The following is a 20904-nucleotide window of genomic DNA, read 5'->3' as shown; positions in this document are numbered from 1 at the left end:
ATATCTAAAGGTCAAAGAAGAATAAGGAAGCAAAAATCATTGTATCAGCCAAATGACTTGATTAAATATGATGGAAAAGTTTATACAGTTAAAGGCAGTCAAAATGAGGGGCAATATATAGCTTTAAAAGAAATCAAAAAAGTGCCAAATGTAAAACTAATTAAACCATATATATTTAAGAAGGGATTGAATTGGAGTTGTGGATTATGTTAGTAGAAATCATTCTAAGTGTTTGTTATTGGTACATCTGATATTTGTATGTAAATACAGAAAAAACTTGTTAATTAAATTTGGTGATGAAATTAAACATATTCTTAGTAATATAGCAAAAGAAAAAGATTTAATCATAGTGAAATGGAAGTTGATAAAAATCATGTGCATCTATTAGTTAAATATAGACCAACAATTTCTATATTAGAGATAGTAAGATGGTTTAAGCAAATTTCAACTTATAGGATTTGGAGAATTAACAATAACCAATTATATCTTAACAAATATTTCTGGAAGGAAAAAACTTTTTGGTCAGATGGATACTTTGCTTGTAGTATAGGAAATGTTTCTAAAGAAACTATTGAAAGATATATACAAAGTCAGGGATAGGCTTACATCCACTAACCTAAAGGTATAGTGGTTTTACGCCTTAATTTATAAAAATTGAATAAATAAAAACGTATGTGTACTTATCTTAGATAAATTCACATACATTTTTATATTGTTTCATTTTAATAATATTGTTAATATCATTTTAAATTTTTTCTGATATTAATCTTATATTAATTTTGCACTTAAGTCATCATTAATGAATCTTTTATAGACCATCTTTTTATACTTAAGCTACTAATTTATACTATAAATTCTCAACATTCTCATCTAAATCTGCTGGCCATTTAGCCTCTGGATGTTCTTTTGCAAATTTCTTATTCTTATAATGACCTAATGTTAGAAAAGGTATAACTATAGTGAATAGACCAAGATAACCACAATATCCATATCCATACTTAACTATGTTACTTAACCCTGTAAGAGATATAAGCATTGATACTACCATTATTGCACATGCTGTAAATACTCTTCTTTTCATTTTTGAAGAAAGGAAAGAAAGTGCTTTATGGTCTTCAAATCTATTTACAAGACCAAATATTGTAGTTACTCCTGTAGACATCAAACAAAGGAATAGTGCTACATTATAAATTATGTATATAGTGTTATTTCCAGATTGACCTGCAACATAAAGAGTAGGAAGCGTTGTTTGTCCAGCAGCAGTAAATTCTCTATACCATCCCATTAGCATAGTTACAGCAAGCCCCAACGCAACTGCATTCATAGCAAATGAAATTATCATTGCTTTAGTAGCTTCTTTAGAATTTTTAAGAAGTGGTCTTGAACAACTTGCAAGTGTAGGTATAACAACTGATTGGAATCCTGCATAAATAAAAGTATTAAGTATTGGCTTAAAGTATCCAGGTGTGAAGCTTGTTCTGTTTGAGAATATTTCAGATATTTCTGGTACCTTAGCTTTTATACCCACTATAAAAATAGTAAGAGTACATACTAATATAGCTATTGTCATTGCTGTTGCTGCTTTAGATACAAGCATAGCTCCAAATATAGTAAAAATAAGAAGTACAATTCCGATAATAAAGACGGCTATAAAATAATTAATTCCTATACTCTGAAAAACTGCTGCTGCACCTGCTATAACAGCGCTTACAGCTATTAAAACCATTAGATAATAATATATCTCCCATATTATTTCAAGTTTTGGATATGGACTCCAAAGTTCACAAAATAAATCCTTATAATTCTTACAATTATTATTATTATACATTATAATAACTTCTCTCATAGTAGCAGTAAGTATAATCATTGCTAAAATTGCCATGAGTGGTGCAATCCATCCATATTGCACATAATACTGAGTTTCTTGATTTCCTGTAGCAAATCCTCCACCTGCATGCGAACTAAAAAGAACACTTGCAACTCCAAATATAGCTAGAATAGAGCCTGTTGCTTTTGCTTTTTTTACATTTTTTTGCATAAAATCATCCTCTCTAGAAATAATAGTAAAAAATTTATAATTTAACATACATTTGACAAAATAATAACATTTTTGTCAAGTTAATTCAACAGTAATTTTTCTAAAAATTTACAATTTTAATTTTTTTATTTCTAATCAGGTAAATTTCATGCGTTTATTTTATTATTATGAATTAATAATATTTTTATATTATATTTTTTTATATGAAACTGTTTTTATAACGTTAAATTTTTTACAAACGAACTTATGTAATTAGATAATGCTTAACATACCTATAATAGTTATAATCATTTATTACTATATTTGCATTCTTATTGAAATCGTTAAGACTTATATATAAAAATAAATTTATATTTAAAATAATATTGTATTTAGATAAACTAATTTAATTTACTTCTCTTTATATCATCATTATTAATACATAATAAAATTATCTACTAATGAAAATATTAAATAATTAAAAACATCTTTTTTTTTAATTAATACTATACATCTCCTTTTATCTTAAAATAAATACATAATATAAAAAGGGGGGTGTCTCAAAATGAACTTTTTAGTTCATGAGGCACTCTTTTTGTATGAAATCAGATATATTTTCATCATTTCAACAATGAAAAAGAGGCTTATCTCTATTTTGAGACAGCCCCTTTTGCTTTTAATTTATACCTATGTAGTTGTTGTTAATTCCCTTAATTTTTTTGAAACAAACTTATTTTTTTCAAACTCATTATTGGCTTTTCTAAAACTATATAACTTAATTCAAGTCCTATATACTTATAGTTAATCCTACTCCAACTTCATTTACATTTAACATTTCATTCATCTTAGCCTTTACCTTAAAAGAAACACAGTGACAAGGATACAACATGTTTATTTCTTCTTTTTTCAAATATTGAATAGTACTACTTAGTCTATCATCTAATTCAAAAATATGAAAACCACCCAAGATTCCAACAATTCTATTATCACCACATACTTTTTTGGCATATTCCACTATATTACAAATTCCACTATGAGAACATCCTGTAACAATAAAAATACCTTTATCAGTCTTACATGCTATAGCCGAATCATCTAAAACATAATCATCATCCCATAAATTTTCTGATTTATATTTTCCTATTTTTGCTCTTTTTTCAAAGTTATTTATAGAGGGAATCTCTCCTAAGAATATACAATTTTCACTTATCTTAAAAGGTTTACTCTTTGGTTCATACATAAAAGTATTTCTAGCTTTCTCAATAGAAAATGGTGCTCCTATATTATCATCTCCACATTTTTTAGTTTCAAAACAATTAGGGTGTGCTATAAGCTTAACTTTAGATAAATCATATTTATTTTCTAAAAATTGAATACCCCTTGTATGGTCATTATGTCCATGAGAAAAAATAACATGAGTCAAGTCTCCTAAATCTATATCCATTTTTTCAGCATTTGATATAAATACCTCTGAATAGCCTGCATCAAATAAAATTCTATTTCCATCAATCTCAATATAATAACTAACTGCTGGTTCTCCAACAAAGTACCTATCAATATATGTATTATTATCAACGAGAACTTGTATCTGCATCTTTTCCATAATAATCACTCCTTAAATTGTTGTTTAGTTTAATAGTACGATATTACAATGTATTTTACAATTTAATCTCTTCAATTTCATATTAAAAAAGAGAATTCTATAATATAAAATTCTCTTTTTATTAAATTTATTTTCTTTTATAAACTCGTATTATTAGATAGTTTTAAATTAAAAATTTATACATGTTGTATATTCGTATAATTTGATATCTCAGAGTTAACTGTATATAAATCATCAACGCTCAAATCATGTATATCTTTATGACCAGAAATTCTAGCAAAAGTCTTAAGCTCTTCTAAACTAACATTTAAGAAATTTGCCACTCTATTTGCACTATTTTCCATATGTAATCTTTTTCTTAATTCCTCATCTTGAGTAGCTACTCCTACAGGACACTTACCAGAACCACATATACGATATTGTTGACATGCTGCTGCCATAAGAGCAGAACTAGCAATTGCAATTGCATCAGCTCCCATAGCTATGGCCTTAGCAAAGTCAGTAGATATACGAAGACCACCTGTTATAACTAAGTCTATATCTAATCCATGTGTATCTATGTATTTTCTAGCACGATAAAGAGCAAATATTGTTGGAACTGAAGTTGCATCCTTAAGTAACTTTGGACTTGCTCCAGTAGCTCCACCACGTCCATCAATAGTCATAAAGTCAGGTTTAGCATAAGCTATAAATTCCATATCTCTCTCAATGTGCCCAGCTGAAATTTTAATACCAATTGGACGTCCTTCTGAGACCTCTCTAAGCTCATCTACAAGTTTCTTTAAGTCTTCTTTTGATTGTATTTCTTCAAAACAAGATGGACTTATAACATCTTGTCCTACAGGCTTATTTCTAACTTTGGCAATTTCTTCAGTTACTTTTTCACCTGGAAGATGACCTCCCATACCAGGTTTTGTTCCCTGACCAATTTTTATCTCTATAGCATCAGAATTTTTAAGATTTTCTTCAGTTACACTATACTTATTTGGGACATATTCAAAAATATACTTATATGAAGCTTCCATTTCTTCTGGTAATATACCACCCTCACCACTACACATAGCTGTTTTATTTTTAGCTGCACCTTTTGCTAAAGCTATTTTTAATTCTTTAGACAAAGCGCCAAATGACATATGAGAAATATAAACTGGATTTTCTATTACCATAGGCTTTTTTGCTTTTTTTCCTATTATTGTTGTTGTATTTACTTCATCATGTTCATTTAGAGGTAATGGATTTAATTGAGCTCCCATAATTAAAATATCATCCCAAGAAATTACTGGTAGTTTAGTTTTCATAGGCTCTATTATAGACTTTCCTGTAACAGCCATTTCATGAATTATATCCATATGTTGCTCAACTTCATCATCTCTTCTTAAATATGTATTTAAATAATTTAAATCACCTGTTTTTTCACTATTTACATCAGATTTTTCTTGAACAGATGCTTCTATTTTATTTTCTTTATTTTCTTCACCTTCAAAATACACAGTACTTATTTTTCCAAAATAACTACGACCTTTTGTACATACAGGACATGTCCAGTCTTCACTTAACTCATCCCATGTTTTATCATTTTTAGATTCATCATAAATATATCCACAAACACTACATTTATAAATTGACATATTATTTTCTCCTTATACTCTATTAATCTCAAAACAAATAAAAAAAACAAATTAAGATTTGAAATTATATAAATTTATAGGAGGCTATTTTTATAGAAATAAATTTCTATTTTTTAGCCTCCTTTTTAATTCAGTTTATTTAAATATTACAATTCAGCTTTCCATAATCCATGTAAATTACAATAAGCATATGCAGATACTACTTTATCATCATCATTCAAAGCAAATTTAACTACAGGCTCTCCATCTACTGCTAGACATTTACGTTGACCACCTTGTTCAGTCATAAGATACACCCATGCTATATGATGTTCTTTAGTCATTGGATGAGCAACACTACTTACTTTAACAGTAACATTATTTCCGTCTACTTCAATCACAGGCACATGTTTTTCAACTGCTGCATCTGTTGTATTAGGAACAAGCTCTTTCATAGGCTTTCCACAACATAAAACAGGAACACCTGCACTGTGTATCATCCCTATAAGATTACCACAAGTCTCACATATAAAAAATCTTTTTTCACTACACATAAACTCACCTCATTAATTATTTTTAGAATTTGAAAAGTTAACCTACTTGGCTACACTTTCTACAATTATTACAAATCCCTTTAAAACTTATGTTATAAGATGTTATTTTTATGTCTGTTTCTTCTGATATTGATTCTTTTAAATTGCTAAGAATTTCAGATTCTAAATCGTACACCTCTCCACATACTTCACATATAATATGATAGTGATTTTCTGTTCTACCATCAAATCTATCTGGATTTCCTGGAATACTAACTTTTTTTATAAAACCATGTTCTGTTAGCTGAGCTAAATTTCTATACACAGTCCCTAAGCTTAAACTCGGATTATCTTTTTTTAGATTTTCATACAAACAATCAGCAGTAGGATGAACTGGATTATTTAATATTTCATTTAAAATCAGTTCTCTTTGTTTAGAAAATTTCATAGTTAACATTCCTTTTTAATTATAATAATTTTTAATAGTTTTCAGCTTTTATATTGAAATAAGCCTTTGGATGGTCACATACAGGGCATTTTTCTGGTGCTTCAGTACCTACATACACATGACCACAGTTTTGACATTGCCAAACAACTTCTTCTTCTCTTTTAAAGATTTTTCCTTCATTTAGGTTTTCTAAAAGTTTTAAGTATCTTTCTTCATGTTCTTTTTCTATTCTTCCAACAGCTTCAAATAAATAAGCTATTTTGTCAAATCCTTCTTCTCTAGCTTCTTTAGCAAATGTTGCATACATGTCAGTCCACTCATAATTTTCACCTGCTGCTGCATCTTTTAAATTTTCTTCTGTTGAAGGCATTCCATCATGTAAAAGTTTAAACCATAGTTTAGCATGTTCCTTTTCGTTGTTAGCAGTTTCTTCAAATATAGCAGCTATTTGATTGTACCCTTCTTTTTTAGCTTTTGATGCATAGTATGTATATTTATTTCTTGCTTCTGATTCCCCTGCAAATCCTGCCATTAGATTCTTCTCTGTTTTAGTTCCTTTTAAGTTCATAATTAATTCCTCCCTTTTTAATAATAGTAATGATTACTATTTCTATATTTATATAATATATTAATTTCCACTTTTTGTCAACTATATATAATATTATTTTTTTTATTTAAATATTCTCATTTTCTAATATATTATTTAGCATATAATTTTTAGAATTATATGCTGTATGTAACATACTTTCTGCTAAATCAGAAAGTGGACTTCCATAAAATTCTTTATAAACTTGTTTTATATCTAGATTTTCATAGCTAGATTTTATTTTTATAGTATTATCCTTATTATACAGACCAGCTATACGCTTAAACCTAATCATATCTGTGACTTCAAAAGATGTTTTTGGCTGACCTGCCCCACTTATACATCCACCTCTACATGTCATGACCTCTATAAAATCATATTTATGTTTATTATCATTCATACTCTCTATTAGACTTTTAGCATTAGCAGTACCATGTATTACTGCTACATTTATGACTTTATCAGCTACTTTAACTTCTGCCTCCTTTATTCCATCAATTCCTCTAATAGGAGTGAAATTTAGTATATTTTGAGGAGGTTGCTCTCCTGTAATTAGATAATAGGCAGTTCTTATAGCTGCTTCCATAACTCCACCAGTATTGCCAAATATAATTCCTGCTCCACTTCCTCTACCTAGTAAATCATCATATGATGAATGCTCTAGATTTTCAAATGAAATTTCTTCTTCTTTTAACCACTTTGCTAATTCTTTAGTTGTAATCACATAGTCCATATCACGTATGGATTCATCTTTATAGTATTTTCCTGAATCATTCATTTCTGGTCTTAATATTTCATATTTTTTAGCTGTACATGGAGTTACAGCTACATTTACAATTTGTTTTGGATTAAGACCTTTCTTTTTAGCAAAATACGTTTTTATCGTTGGACCTTGCATACCTATTGGACTTTTAGCAGTAGATAAATTTGGTATCAGTTCTGGATAAAATGTTTCTACAAACTTAACCCAAGCTGGACAGCAACTTGTAAATTGAGGTAGTGATTTATCATTCTTTGTTATACGCTCTATTAATTCAGATGCTTCTTCCATAATGGTTAAATCAGCTGAAAATGTAGTATCAAATACATAATCTGCCCCTAATTTTCTTAAAGCAGAAACCATCTTTTCCTCAACATATGTACCAGGTTCCATACCAAATTCTTCACCAAGTGCAACTCTTACAGATGGGGATGTACTGAATATAACTATTTTTTCTGAATCATTAATAGAACTTTTCACTTTTTCATAATCATACACTTGTGTAATTGATTCAACTGGACATACAACTGCACATTGCCCACAATGGATACAGATGGCATTATCTCCTGTCTTATCTAAGTCATACATTTTCCCTACAGCGATTTCTTTCTCACAAACAGTTCTACACTGACCACATTTTACACATTTTGATTCATCCCTAAGTATTGCAGGATTATCCTTTTCAATAGGAATTCTAATTTCAGTAAATGAGTGTTTCATCTAATCTTTCTCCTTATAATTGTGACTTTCTAGTAATTACGCTTTAATTTTCAATATTAATAACGATTACTGTTATTATTTTAGATTATATACCATATTTTGTCAATTTCGGTTTTTGTTTATTCTCTCTTTAAATATTTTAAAATATTTTCTAGAACCAAATATAGTTTAATCTTAAACATTAAAATTAGTTGTCTCAAGGTTGACATACCTTTTGAGTACATACCAATAAATTAGTTTTCTATTACAGATATGTCATTTCCATAATCTTGGATTAAATGTTTTGATATTCCTGTTTTATTACACATAAAAATGTGTACCTCCTATTTTGATAATTGGATTAATACCCTGCTTATCACCATTTTTTAGAAGAATACACATTTTATTTTATAGACTCGATTTTACGGACTTGATAAAAATTTTAATTTTTCTATATCAATTATTTTGATACTTCCTCTTGAAAGTTCTACTATTTTATCATTTTCAAACCTCTTAAGCATTCGACTTATAGCTTCTCGGGCGGAGCCTAAATTGTTAGCTATAGTATCATGAGTTATATTAATGTTTATAGAATCATTTAAATAGTATTGGTCTATTAAAAAATTAGCTACTCTACTATCTAAGCTAAAAAATACAACTTGCTCAAGAACCCACATAATTTGAGACAATTTATCTTGAGTTAAAGTAAGAAAGAAGTTTTGTATGCTAAGATTGTTACTAGAAATTTCTTTGAAAAATTTACTATCAATTATAATAACTGAAGAATCTTTTTCCGCTTCTAAATTGATATCATAAGTAAGATCTTGATATACACAAGAAGAAGATAACATACAAATATCACGTTCAAACAATTTAAAAAGAGTAATTTCTTTACCTGAATTTGAAGTCATAAAACTTCTAAGCTGACCATTTAAAACTACTACTATTCCAGTACAGGCTGAATTTTTAGAATGAACTAGTTCACCTTTATTATATTTTTGAATATAACTTGCTGAAATTAAATCTTTTACTTCACTTTCAGATAAATCATTGAAAAATGGTAGTTTATCTTTAAAATACGATTCTATATTTATATGACTCATATTAACACATCCTAATTAATTATTTTTTTATTATAGAATTTGGAAGTAGTAGAGAACCACCCATAAATAAGACTCCAGTTATAAGTAATCCCGTAAATCCTAAATTGAATAATGATGGAAACTCTGGTGATAAATTAAATAAGGTTAATTTACTCATATCTAAGCTTGAAATTAATCCAATTGATTTTAGAGAAGCATATGACATCGAAAATGCAAATGCTCCAGTAAGTCCACCTAAAATAGTACTAATTGCTTTTTTTAAGTTATCTCCTGATGCTGCACCAACACAAGTACCAGGACAAGTGCCAGCACTTCCAAATCCTAACCCAAATATAATCCCTCCAAGTATAACACCAGTGTTCATAGTTTTAATACTTAAATGATCTAAGTTAAATATTCCTATTAAGTTTGCTAAATATAGGAGTACACTTGAAAAACCTATCGCAAATAATATAACTTTAGCTAAATGTAAATCTTCTAATCTTAACATAGATAATAATTTTTTTGGGCTTGTAGCTCCAACTTTATATAAAGCGTATCCGAAGAATGCTCCAAGTAATATGGCAAGTAATATTTTCATATTATTTTCTCCTAACTTCTTATTAATATTTGAATTTCTTAACTAAAATAGCAGTTGGTATAGCAACAGCAAATACAACACCTGCAAATACATATCCACTAACACTTGATTGCATCATACCACTCATCATATGGCCACTAGTACATCCATCGGCTAATCTAGCTCCATATAATAGTAAAAATCCACCCATAAAGCTAGGCAAGTATTTTTGTATAAAGTTTTTATTTGTATTTACCTTACATATATCCTCTGAATATAGCTTATTTTCTTTTTTATTCCTAGTTGCATGACCTATAAAACTACCTAAGGGTATTGCTAGTACAAATATAAAATCATAATTAATAGGATTTTTTATTGATTTAGCTAGTTTACCATCTGATTTATCATAATACTCATTTGTACTTTTATATCCAGTTTCTCTTTCATTATCTTCTTGTATTATCCCTTGGTCCATAGAGCTATGAACTATACCTGATAGAACTGAAAATTGGGTAGATACTCCTATTGGCTTAATTAATAAAACTGATATAAAAAATGATAACCCTAATATAATTGCTCCTTTTAACCATTTTTGATTATTCATGATTACCTCCTAAAATATTGTAATACTATTTTACTTTTTCTTTGATATATAGCTCGATATTCCACCTTTTAAGTTATAAACACTATTAAATCCATTTCTAGATAATATTTTTGCAGCAGAATTACTTCTTGCACCTGATGCACAATAAACAACTATAGTAGAATTCTTATATAAATCTAAAGTGTTTAATTTAGATTTTAATTCATGTACAGGTATATTTTTAGACTTTGGAATATTGAAAGTACTGTATTCTCCTGATGTTCTAACGTCTAATATTAATGTTTTTTTGTTATTTTTTAAAAGTATGTTTAATTCCATACCATCAATATTCTCATGTTTACTGCCTTTGAAAAGTTCTGAAAAAAAGCTCATATTAATTTCTCCTTTCTAATTATAAGTTTTGATTGCGGTTGATATTTTTTATTATAGTTTAAAAAAACAAAAAGTTATGTGATTAAGTTACAGATTAAAACATGGATTTAGAATATGATAAAGATGTGTTAAAAAAATATCATAAATTTTACAATATATAAAAAGGAGATACTTTTATGAATAAAAAGATTATTATAGTAGGTGGAGTTGCAGGGGGAGCATCAACTGCGGCTAGATTAAGACGTTTAGATGAAAAGGCTCAAATTATAATGTTTGAAAAAGGTGAATATATATCATTTGCAAATTGTGGTCTTCCATATTATATAGGAGGAAGCATAAATGAAAGAGAAAAGCTAATAGTTCAAACTGTAGAAACAATGAGTTCAAAGTTTAATTTAGATATAAGAAACTTAAGTGAAGTTATAAAAATAGATAAAGAAAATAAAAGTGTAAGTGTAAAAAACCACAAAACAGGTGAAACGTATGAAGAAAGTTATGATGTATTAGTACTTTCTCCAGGAGCCAAGCCTATAAAACCACCTATTTCAGGTATAAATGAATGCAAAAACTTATTTACACTTAGAAATATACCAGATACAGATAAAATAAAAACATATGTAGATAATAATAAACCAAAACATGCAGTGGTTATAGGTGGAGGGTTTATTGGTCTTGAAATGGCAGAAAATCTTCATGATAAAGGTATAAAACTTACTTTAGTAGAAGCAAGTGAACAAGTTATGGCACCATTAGATATAGAAATGGTAAGTGTGATACATGATCATTTAATAAGTAAAGATATTGAGTTGATTTTAAAAGACGGAGTTAAATTTTTTTCTGAAAATGGAAATAAAGTAATATTATCCAGTGGAAAAGAAATAAAAACAGATATGATAATACTATCTATTGGAGTTAAGCCAGAAACAACTATAGCGAAAGAAGCAGGACTTAAGTTAAATGAAAGAGGAGCTATAATAGTTGATAATTATATGAAAACCTCTGATGAGAATATATATGCACTTGGAGATGCGGTAGAGATAACTGATTTTATAAATAAAAAACCTACAATGATTCCCTTAGCTTGGCCAGCAAATAGGCAAGGAAGATTGGTAGCTGATAATATATGTGGAAGAGATATTACTTACCAAGGAACATTAGGTTCATCAGTAGCAAAAGTATTTGATTATACAGTTGCTACTACTGGAAATAATGAAAAAACATTAAAAAGAATAGGTCTAGATTATAAAGCTATTCATATACATCCGGGATCTCATGCTGGATATTATCCAGGAGCATTTCCTATATCTCTTAAGATGACTTTCGACCCTAAGACAGGAAAGATTTTTGGAGCTCAAGGAGTTGGAATAGAAGGAGTTGAAAAACGTATAGATGTATTAGCTACAGCAATAAAAGGTGGTCTTACTGTATTTGATTTACCAGATATAGAAACCTGCTACGCTCCACCATATAACTCAGCTAAAGATCCAGTTAATATGTTAGGATATTATGCATCAAATATTATAGAGGATCTGGTTGAGATAGTACAATGGAATGAAGTTGACAATATAATAGCTGATAGTGGTGTAATAATAGATGTAAGAGAAGAGTTTGAATTAGCTACTGGAAAAATTCCAAATTCTATGCACATACCATTAGGTCAGCTAAGAGATAGACTAAATGAAATACCAAAAAATAAAAAGTTATATGCTACTTGCCAAATTGGACTTAGAGGATATGTTGCTTGTAGAATACTTGAACAACATGGGCTTAAGTGTATTAACATAGATGGTGGAGTAAAAACATATTTAGCAGTAAAAAGAGCAGAAGAAAGCATAAATAAACAGAATAAAAGTGAGAAAATAAATACAAATAGTGAGGATTTTGATATGGATATGGAAAACATAGATATAGCAAAAATAGATGCTAATGTTACACTAGATGCATTTGGACTTCAATGCCCAGGACCAATAAGAAGAGTATTTGAAGAAATCAACAAAATGCAAGAAGGTCAAATATTAGAAGTTAGAGCAAGCGATCCAGGATTTAGCAGGGATATACAATCTTGGTGTGAAAAGACAAGAAATACATTAATGAAGGCTGAGTTTGATAAGACAAAGAAAGCATTTGTAGCATATATTAGAAAAGGACTAACTGTATTAAATGTAAATCCATCTTGCAATATAAATCAAAGTGATAAAAATGGAGCAACACTAGTAGTATTTAGTGGAGATTTAGATAAGGCTATAGCGTCATTTATAATTGCAACTGGAGCTGCATCTATGGGTAAAGAGGTAACTATGTTCTTCACATTCTGGGGACTTAATATATTAAAGAGAAAAGATAAGCCGAATGTATCAAAAGATACTATGGAAAAAATGTTCGATATTATGTTACCATCTCATACAGATAAATTACCATTATCTCAAATGAACATGGCTGGAATGGGACCTAAGATGATAAACCAAATAATGAAAAAGCACAACGTTGATGACTTAGATACTTTAATAAAAAATGCTATGGATATGGGTGTAAAAGTTGTGGCATGTACGATGAGTATGGATTTAATGGGAATAAAGTCAGAAGAGTTTATAGATGGTGTTGATTTAGGAGGAGTAGCTTCATATTTAGGTGCTACTGAAGATGCTGGATTGAATCTATTTGTATAAGTTTAAATTAAAAATATATTTGTGATATTATCACAGATATATTTTTTTATTATCATAAAATATAAACATCTTATCAAGACAATAAAAATTATGGAGGATATACAAATGGCACAAGCACTTAATAATAGCAATTTAACAAGGATGTAGAAAAAAATGAGGTTGCTGTAGTTGACTTTTTTGCAATAGCGAATTTCTTGTATTTACATAAAAGAGAGTATCTCATTTATGATTTTCAAAAATCATTTTAAGACACTCCCTTTCTATATTTTTAAGATTAATTTAAATCTATTAAAATTTCATTTACTATAGATTTTGCATCACTTATTATATATTTTGGATCAACCTCATAAAACTCCCTATCTATAAATCTATCAATCTTTTCTATACTCTCTATAGAATCACTTGTAACAAATAACACTATAGATGCATCTTCTATATCATATATAGAAAGTTCATTTTTTATACTTCCATCACTTTGAATTTCATAAACTAAGTCAAACCCTAAAATATTTGCAGCTTCTTTAAGAGAATTTGAACTTTTTTCACTTTCACAAACTGCTACTATCTTTTTATTCATATTTCAGATACCTCACTAATTCTACTCCGGTACAATCATCACTATACACTTTGCTTGTTTAACTACACTTGCTGTTACTGAACCTATCATTCTTGTTAGACCTTTTTTAGTAGATTTTGTCATAACTATAATATCTACATTATCTTCTTTTGCTTTTCTAATTATTTCATCTCCTGGATAACCAAAAGTAAAATGAACTTTAACATCATACTCTCCCATTATCTCTGCTGCTCTGTCCAGGATTCGTCTTCCTAAGTTTTCAGAATTCTTTATCTCTTCAGCTAGGGATATGCCATCAATAAATACTAGTTCTTTTACATTCATTATTTCCACTTCGACTTCATCTTTTTTGAATATTCCTTGTATAAATTCCAAAGAATGCATACTTCTTTCTGTTCCATCAATTGGTACTAATATTTTCTTTTTATTCATGTCACATCTTCCTTTCTTACTTTAGAATAATTAAGTAAAATATATATTTTAAGCTATAAAAATATATAATAAATCTTTACTCTAGGAATAAATATTAATAATATATATAATAATTTTAATATTTATTATTGTGTTAATTTTATAATATTTGACTAATAGTGTCAATGAACAAAATTGTAATTAAAAAAATAAAGGGTATTAAACCGTAAAAGCATTTTCTCTCAACAAATCCCTTAAAATTTCCTCTGGAACAGGTTTAGAGAAATAATACCCTTGTAAATATTCACAATTCATAGACTTTAAATCTTTAGCGTATTCAATGGTTTCAACACCTTCTGCTACAGGTTTCATATTTAATTTATTTATAAGCGATATAATAGTTTCAACTGTGAGCTTATGCTTACTATCTTCATTCATAGACCAAATCAGACTCTTATCTAACTTAATTACTGAAAATGGTAAGGAAAGCATATTCGTAACTCCAGAATAACCAATTCCAAAATCGTCAAGTGCAAATTTAACCCCTAAATCAATTAATTTTTCCATGGTCTCTCTAATTGTATTAAATGAACCTGATGCCACAGTTTCTGTAATTTCAAATTTAAATTTAGTTGGTGACACATTGTATTTTTTCATAATATTAAACAAATCATCAGCCAAATTCTTCTGCATACATTGTACTACAGAAAGATTAACAGCTATGGTGTCTAGCTTTAAATCTTCAAAATCATCACTAGCTATAAATTTACATACCTTCTCAAAAACCACTAACCCAATTGAATTAATAAGACCTGTCTGCTCTGCAATTGGTATAAATTCATCTGGTGGTATAAACCCTAGTTCTTTATGTTCTAGCCTAATCAAAGCCTCAGCTAAAGCAAATCTATCTTTACTAGTAGAAAATATAGGCTGATAATATACATCAAAACCATCATTTTCTAGAGCTTCTTTCAAACAATTTTTTATTATATGTTTTTTCTTTATCTTTTCACTTATAGACGCATCTGCATAAATAACTTGTCTTGATTCAGAGCGTTTTGCTTCATGTATAGAGAAGTCAATTGCAACTATAACATCTTCTGTCGTTTCAGCATTTTCTGGAAAAGAAACAGCTGCAATACTAGTTGATAAATTAAAACTTATTTCTTCTATTAGCCATGGTTTTTTAAATCTTTCTTTTATCTCATTGATAATTGTCTCTGGAGATATTCCTAACTGACTATTAACAACAATAGAAAATATATCTCCTCCTATTCTATATACATGATTTACATCATGAATATGAATCAAATATTTCCCAACTTCTTTTAATGCAATATCTCCATTTTTAGTCCCAAAAGTTTCATTCATAAATTTGAAATCATCAAGAGCAATTGTAATAATAAATCCTGACTGTTCAGTATTTATATTTAAATCTAGTTCTTGAATAAAGGATTGTCTATTAAGTACACCAGTAAGGTCATCAATGATAAGACCTCGATTCTGCATAGAAAGATATGTCAAAAGTAAACTACATGCACATGCTGTTCCTGTAAGAAGATACTGTAAAAAAATCGCTTGTAAAATAATTGCTATAACTGAAACTATAAGAAAACCTCTAATAGCCCATATTTTAGATTCATGCATTGCTTTTTTGTATTTAAAAGATAAAAATGCCGAATATATTGCATAAAAGAAAAATGATAAAAAAGTTGCAGTATATCCATAGCCACGAACATAACCTGTTTCTTTTGACAATCCAAATAAAATGTGTGTAAAAGGATTAGTTATAGATAAAATTATGCAAATTATAAGTGGTATAGATAAAAATAAAAGCTTTTTTTTCATATATCTAATATCCTGATAAATAATAGCCATGACATAAAATAATACAAGAGCCGCTGGTATCGGCAATAAAAATAAATATATTTGATTCAATAAACCAGTCAAAAAAATTGGAAGTTTATTTATATTATTTAGACAAAGTGAGCCTAAAACATTTGAAATTATGAATAAAAATGAACAAATTAAAAGTGCACAGTATATTTTATTTTGTAAAGTAGGTATAAATTTACTTTTAAAAAAGTATACCATCAAAAAAACAACTATAATTGCAGAAAAAATTTCATATTCTATATGCCATACCATAAACTTACCTCACTATTATTGTTTAATTTTCACTATTTTATTTAATATAATATGTTTACAATCATATTATAATTCATATTGATAGCATATTGAGTAATTTTATGGAAAATTTTTATTTGTATACAATTTTTACCTTAAATCCTCATTAAAGCATTAAACTTATCTCAAGCATTGTTATGTATATAGAAATTAAGCAAATAATTCTTTTGCTTTTGTAGCAATTCTTTCTCCAAATATTACAGCTTTTTCGTCTTGTATTTCTGGCCCTTCAATTGAATGTACATGTCCTAAATGTATAAATGGTTTTCCTAAAGAACCACCTCCAGAGTACACAAGCATTCCCTTAACCATTAAATGCCCTACTATAGTAAGAATTGCAACATCAGGACCGCCACAGACATAGTCACATGTAGCAAAAACTGCTCCCAACTTGCCAGCTAGATTTATCTTTTTTGAATCCTCATCAAACCATTTTTTTACTTCCCAAGTTGTATTAGCTAAATATGTTGGTGTTCCAAATATTACTGCTTTACTTTCATTTAAATACTCTGTATCAATACTATCAAATCTCATAAGTCTAACTTCTATTCCTTCTACATTTTTAGCACCATCTTCTATTAACTTAGCTACTCTTTCTGTGTTTCCACTTCTTGTTTGATATAATATTGTAATTTTCAATTTCAATCCCCCCTTAATGTGTAATAAAAACAATTTATTATATGTCAAATTATAGCACTTATTTTACTATCCTACAAAGGACTATCCAATTATTTTTTAATTAACTATTTTATATTAAAAAATCCCCAAACTCACCTTTAACTTGTTTATTTCAATCTCAACTATATCTGATATATCTTCAAAAGACATGCCTCTATCATGAAGTTTTCCTGCAATTTTGATTTTTGCATTTTCTTCTCCTTTTTTAATCAAAGCTCTATTTTCTTTTTCTATTACATTTCTAACATATCTTTTTGCAAATGGCTCATTCCCGTCGCATAAATCTTTATATTTTTCTTTATCTCCTTTGACAAAACTAAGTGCTCTTTTATCTTGTTTAACAGCCTCTGTACAAATTTCTTCTGTTTGTTCTTTCACAAATTTTAGAGCCATTCCATATTGTCTCACTGCTTTCAAGCATATTCCAACAGTCTGTTCCTTTACAAATTCTAAAGCCATACCATTTTGTCTCACTGCTCTTAAGCATATTGTTTCTGTCTGATTTTTTACAAACTTCAAATCAAGCCCATTTTGTCTTACTGCCTCCATGCATATTTCTTCAGTCTGATTTTCCACCCATTTTAAATTATAACTACATTGTTTAACTGCTTCCATACATATTTTATCTGTTTGATTTTTTACTCTTGCTAATCCAAACTCACTATTTCTAACTGCTTCTATACATATTTCTTCTGTTTGCTCTTTTACAAATGCTAAGGCTGTACCATTTTTTTCAACAGCTCTTAAACATAATTCTTCTGTCTGATTTTCTATATATTTTAATGCTGTTCCATCTTGGCTAAGTGCTAACATACATATTTCTTCTGTTGGATCTTCCACAAATTCTAACATTCTCCAATCTTGCTTGACTGCTTCCATGCAAATTTTTTCTGTTTGATTATCAACACATTTTATCGCATTACAATTTTGTTTAACAGCCTCCAGACATATCTTTTCTGTTTGATTTTTTATGTATATTAAATTTAACCCATTTTGCTTTACTATTTCTAAATATTCGTCTTCTGTTTTATTGTCAAAGTCATTGTTATCTATTGATTCAAATATATCATTTTTATTCTCTTGCATATCTTGAACTCACTCCTTATAAATTTTATAAAATTCAATAAATTTACTCTTATTTTTATTCTATCAAATAATATAAGAATTTTTCAGTCTTGTTTTTTTTTATAAAATCATTTGTATGTTAAAAAATAAATTAATTGCTTCAATTCCAGTATACAATACCCAAAATATGTGGTATATTTTAACTATAATATATTTTTATATATTACAGTTGAGATATTTAAAGTTAAATTTATATAAAATATCTTTATTTATATATCATTTAGATTGGATATATTTTTTATTTTCTTTTTTAGTTTTTCGGGTTAGTAAGGGGTTAGTAATTTAGATTTTCATAGGAAATTATTTTTAAAATTAGTTTTTATTTATAGCTAATTTATTTATGTTGTAATTAAATAAAACTAAATATAATTTAAATAATTCCTTGAGATAAATTTAATAAAACTTAGAGTCCTTATCTAAGCTTAAAATACTAAAATTATTAGGAGGATATAAATTATGGACCAAATTAAGCGCTTACACGAATTGCAACAAAAGTCATACTTAACTAAAGAAGAGTTTGAGGAGTTAAAAAACAACACATATATTGAAAAATTTGAATTGAGAGATGAATGTGACAACTCTTATATTTATAATTTTTACACTAATGATAAATGTAATGATATAAAGTTTATAAAATCACAATTTATTGTTACTCTTATAAAAAACGGTTTCTTATGTGATTGTGGTGGTGTATTTAGACAAAAGAAAATAGTTGATGAATATGATTACGGATATAATGCTATATATAAATGTGATTCTTGTGGAAAAGAACTTGATAAAGAAGTAGAAAATTATGATTAAATAACAAAAGAACTATTCAAAACAGTTTTTATAAATGTTAGATAAAAGTCACTCTAATTTTGAACGATACCCCTCTTAGGAGACAGTTAAAATATGTAAAACTGTCTAAAACTAGGAGGGTTTTGTTATGTCCAAAATTAATTAATCTTAATTAAAGTCATCTTAATTGTTTAATTCAATTTCATACTTTTTTATTTTCTTATACAAAAGACTTTTGTGTATTCCCATAACCTCTGCTGCCTTAGAACATTTCCAATTGTACTTCCTTAACACATCAATAATTAAACTCTTCTCATAATTTTCAACCATTTCATGAATTGAGCAATTACTATCCACATTACATTGAGCCACTCTGCTGATATTATCCATTTTAGATGGAAGGTCACACATCATAATGACCATATCATCACTTACAGCATAGGCGCTTTTTATTACATTTTGTAGTTCTCTTATATTTCCTGGCCAAATATAGTTAATAAAACAATTTTTAACCTTATCACTTAAAACCTTCAATTCCTTATATTCAACATTTAATTTATTTAATATATAATTTGCTAGCAATAAAATATCATCTTGTCTATCCTTTAATTCCATCATATGAATATTTATTACATTTAACCTATAGTATAAGTCTTCTCTAAATAATCCCTCTTCAACCATTTTACTTAAATTCTTTCTTGTAGCAGAGATTACTCTTACATCTATCTTTATAGTTTTAAGACCTCCAACTGGTTCTATCTCACTTTCCTGAAGAACTCTTAAAAGTTTTGCTTGCATGGTCAAAGGCATGTCACCTATTTCATCTAAGAAGATTGTACCATTATTCGCAACTAAAAATTTACCTTTTTTGCCGCCTTTTTTTGCTCCTGTAAAAGCTCCTTCGTCATACCCAAATAGCTCTGATTCTAATAATTCTTCTGGTATTGCAGCACAGTTTATACTAACCATGGGTTTGTCTGACCTACTGCTATTATTGTGAATTGCTCTAGCAAAAACTTCTTTACCTGTGCCAGTTTCACCTGTTAAAAGAACTGAGAAGTTCGTTTTAGAAGCTTTCACACCTGTTTTCTTAAGTTCTATGAAATCTCTATTTTCACCTATGAGCTTGTCAAAACCACAGTTATCCTTAAACTGTTCTTTATAATATTGGAGCTCCATATATTCTGACATTAACTTTTTAGCTACATCAAAGGATTGCAATCTAAATTTAACTTGAGCTACTCCTGCAACTACTTCTCCATTGTCATTTTCCACATAAGACCTACTTACTATTACACTTTTTTCTTTTGTATTTCCACCTGAGTAATGATGTATAGCTCCTTCTTCACAATACTTATCTCTCATAATGTCTAGCATTTTTGTATTTGGTATAATACTTTGTATATTGTGTCCTATTATATCGTCTCTTTCTTTCCCTAAGAAGTCACAATATTTATCGTTAATATCTATGATTACTCCATCTTTATTTACAACAATAAAACCATCATCAGTCATGGATAACACTCTTGCAAATATATCCTTATACCAGTGCTCTTTCATTGTTTCATCCCTCCACTATAACCTTCAGC

The 20904-nt window shown here is 28.3% G+C and carries 19 protein-coding genes and 2 pseudogenes; 4 read left to right on the top strand and 17 right to left on the bottom strand.

The window, feature by feature from the left end; translation table 11 throughout:
- Positions 1-213 (top strand): annotated as a pseudogene (locus tag KGF36_RS11395) (paclitaxel/taxanoid biosynthesis susceptibility protein TS1); the annotation flags it as partial.
- Positions 191-600 (top strand): annotated as a pseudogene (gene tnpA / locus KGF36_RS11390) (IS200/IS605 family transposase). The pseudogenes KGF36_RS11395 and tnpA, both read left to right, overlap by 23 nt.
- A 247-nt stretch (positions 601-847) precedes the next feature.
- On the opposite strand, the gene KGF36_RS11385 reads toward tnpA, so the two are convergent.
- The 11 genes from KGF36_RS11385 to KGF36_RS11335 form a co-directional block, all read right to left on the bottom strand.
- Positions 848-2038, bottom strand: a complete 1191-nt coding sequence (locus tag KGF36_RS11385; RefSeq protein ID WP_227843016.1) for a hypothetical protein — start codon at positions 2036-2038, stop codon at positions 848-850.
- Between the two features lie 766 nt (positions 2039-2804).
- Positions 2805-3620 (bottom strand): MBL fold metallo-hydrolase, encoded by an 816-nt coding sequence (locus KGF36_RS11380; protein WP_227854713.1) that lies wholly within the window; start codon positions 3618-3620, stop codon positions 2805-2807.
- A gap of 176 nt (positions 3621-3796) precedes the next feature.
- Positions 3797-5248 carry a glutamate synthase-related protein gene (locus KGF36_RS11375; RefSeq protein WP_227842805.1) on the bottom strand — a complete coding sequence of 484 codons (1452 nt, stop codon included), beginning with the start codon at positions 5246-5248 and terminating at the stop codon, positions 3797-3799.
- A 146-nt stretch (positions 5249-5394) separates the two neighbouring features.
- A complete protein-coding gene (locus KGF36_RS11370) occupies positions 5395-5781 on the bottom strand; it encodes a desulfoferrodoxin family protein (protein WP_227854712.1) in 387 nt (128 codons plus the stop codon).
- A 37-nt stretch (positions 5782-5818) separates the two neighbouring features.
- Positions 5819-6208 (bottom strand): Fur family transcriptional regulator, encoded by a 390-nt coding sequence (locus KGF36_RS11365; protein ID WP_227829639.1) that lies wholly within the window; start codon positions 6206-6208, stop codon positions 5819-5821.
- Between the two features lie 31 nt (positions 6209-6239).
- A complete protein-coding gene (rbr, locus tag KGF36_RS11360; protein ID WP_227433364.1) occupies positions 6240-6776 on the bottom strand; it encodes a rubrerythrin in 537 nt (178 codons plus the stop codon).
- 106 nt (positions 6777-6882) lie between these two features.
- Positions 6883-8274, bottom strand: coding sequence for a [FeFe] hydrogenase, group A (locus tag KGF36_RS11355; RefSeq protein ID WP_227829640.1), 1392 nt, complete (start codon positions 8272-8274; stop codon positions 6883-6885).
- Between the two features lie 401 nt (positions 8275-8675).
- Entirely contained in the window at positions 8676-9356 is a 681-nt protein-coding gene (locus KGF36_RS11350) for a Crp/Fnr family transcriptional regulator (RefSeq protein ID WP_227829641.1), read from the bottom strand.
- Positions 9357-9375: 19 nt separating this feature from the next.
- A complete protein-coding gene (locus KGF36_RS11345; RefSeq protein WP_227829642.1) occupies positions 9376-9936 on the bottom strand; it encodes a DUF6691 family protein in 561 nt (186 codons plus the stop codon).
- A 22-nt stretch (positions 9937-9958) separates the two neighbouring features.
- The gene (locus KGF36_RS11340) at positions 9959-10519 is read right to left on the bottom strand and encodes a YeeE/YedE thiosulfate transporter family protein (RefSeq protein WP_227829643.1); all 561 of its coding nucleotides are present in this window, start codon (positions 10517-10519) and stop codon (positions 9959-9961) included.
- Positions 10520-10549: 30 nt separating this feature from the next.
- Positions 10550-10891, bottom strand: coding sequence for a rhodanese-like domain-containing protein (locus KGF36_RS11335; protein ID WP_227829644.1), 342 nt, complete (start codon positions 10889-10891; stop codon positions 10550-10552).
- A gap of 176 nt (positions 10892-11067) precedes the next feature.
- Here KGF36_RS11335 and cdr point away from each other — a divergent pair, with 176 nt between their 5' ends.
- On the top strand, positions 11068-13557 hold the full coding sequence (gene cdr, locus KGF36_RS11330) for a CoA-disulfide reductase (protein WP_227854711.1): 2490 nt from the start codon (positions 11068-11070) through the stop codon (positions 13555-13557).
- Between the two features lie 274 nt (positions 13558-13831).
- On the opposite strand, the gene KGF36_RS11325 is transcribed toward cdr, so the two are convergent.
- The 5 genes from KGF36_RS11325 to KGF36_RS11305 all read right to left on the bottom strand — a co-directional run bounded on the left by KGF36_RS11325 (position 13832) and on the right by KGF36_RS11305 (position 18496).
- Complete coding sequence (locus tag KGF36_RS11325) at positions 13832-14134, bottom strand: PTS sugar transporter subunit IIBC (protein WP_227829646.1); 303 nt, start codon at positions 14132-14134, stop codon at positions 13832-13834.
- Between the two features lie 21 nt (positions 14135-14155).
- Positions 14156-14566: a universal stress protein gene (locus KGF36_RS11320; RefSeq protein ID WP_227433366.1), complete on the bottom strand. Its 411-nt coding sequence runs from the start codon at positions 14564-14566 to the stop codon at positions 14156-14158.
- Between the two features lie 198 nt (positions 14567-14764).
- Positions 14765-16693, bottom strand: a complete 1929-nt coding sequence (locus tag KGF36_RS11315; RefSeq protein WP_227829647.1) for an EAL domain-containing protein — start codon at positions 16691-16693, stop codon at positions 14765-14767.
- A 189-nt stretch (positions 16694-16882) separates the two neighbouring features.
- Entirely contained in the window at positions 16883-17371 is a 489-nt protein-coding gene (locus tag KGF36_RS11310; protein ID WP_227829648.1) for a flavodoxin domain-containing protein, read from the bottom strand.
- A 114-nt stretch (positions 17372-17485) separates the two neighbouring features.
- On the bottom strand, positions 17486-18496 hold the full coding sequence (locus KGF36_RS11305) for a DUF4116 domain-containing protein (RefSeq protein WP_227829649.1): 1011 nt from the start codon (positions 18494-18496) through the stop codon (positions 17486-17488).
- A gap of 495 nt (positions 18497-18991) precedes the next feature.
- On the opposite strand from KGF36_RS11305, the gene KGF36_RS11300 reads away from it, so the two are divergent.
- A complete protein-coding gene (locus KGF36_RS11300) occupies positions 18992-19336 on the top strand; it encodes a hypothetical protein (RefSeq protein ID WP_227433370.1) in 345 nt (114 codons plus the stop codon).
- A gap of 162 nt (positions 19337-19498) precedes the next feature.
- On the opposite strand, the gene KGF36_RS11295 is transcribed toward KGF36_RS11300, so the two are convergent.
- Positions 19499-20875, bottom strand: a complete 1377-nt coding sequence (locus KGF36_RS11295) for a sigma-54 interaction domain-containing protein (RefSeq protein ID WP_227829650.1) — start codon at positions 20873-20875, stop codon at positions 19499-19501.
- Positions 20876-20904 lie beyond the last annotated feature (29 nt).

The sequence above is a fragment of the Clostridioides sp. ZZV14-6009 genome (assembly GCF_020658095.1).
Classification (GTDB): Bacteria; Bacillota; Clostridia; order Peptostreptococcales; family Peptostreptococcaceae; genus Clostridioides.
Note: the sequence above shows the minus strand (reverse complement) of the source record. Positions and strands in the feature narration are given on the sequence as shown.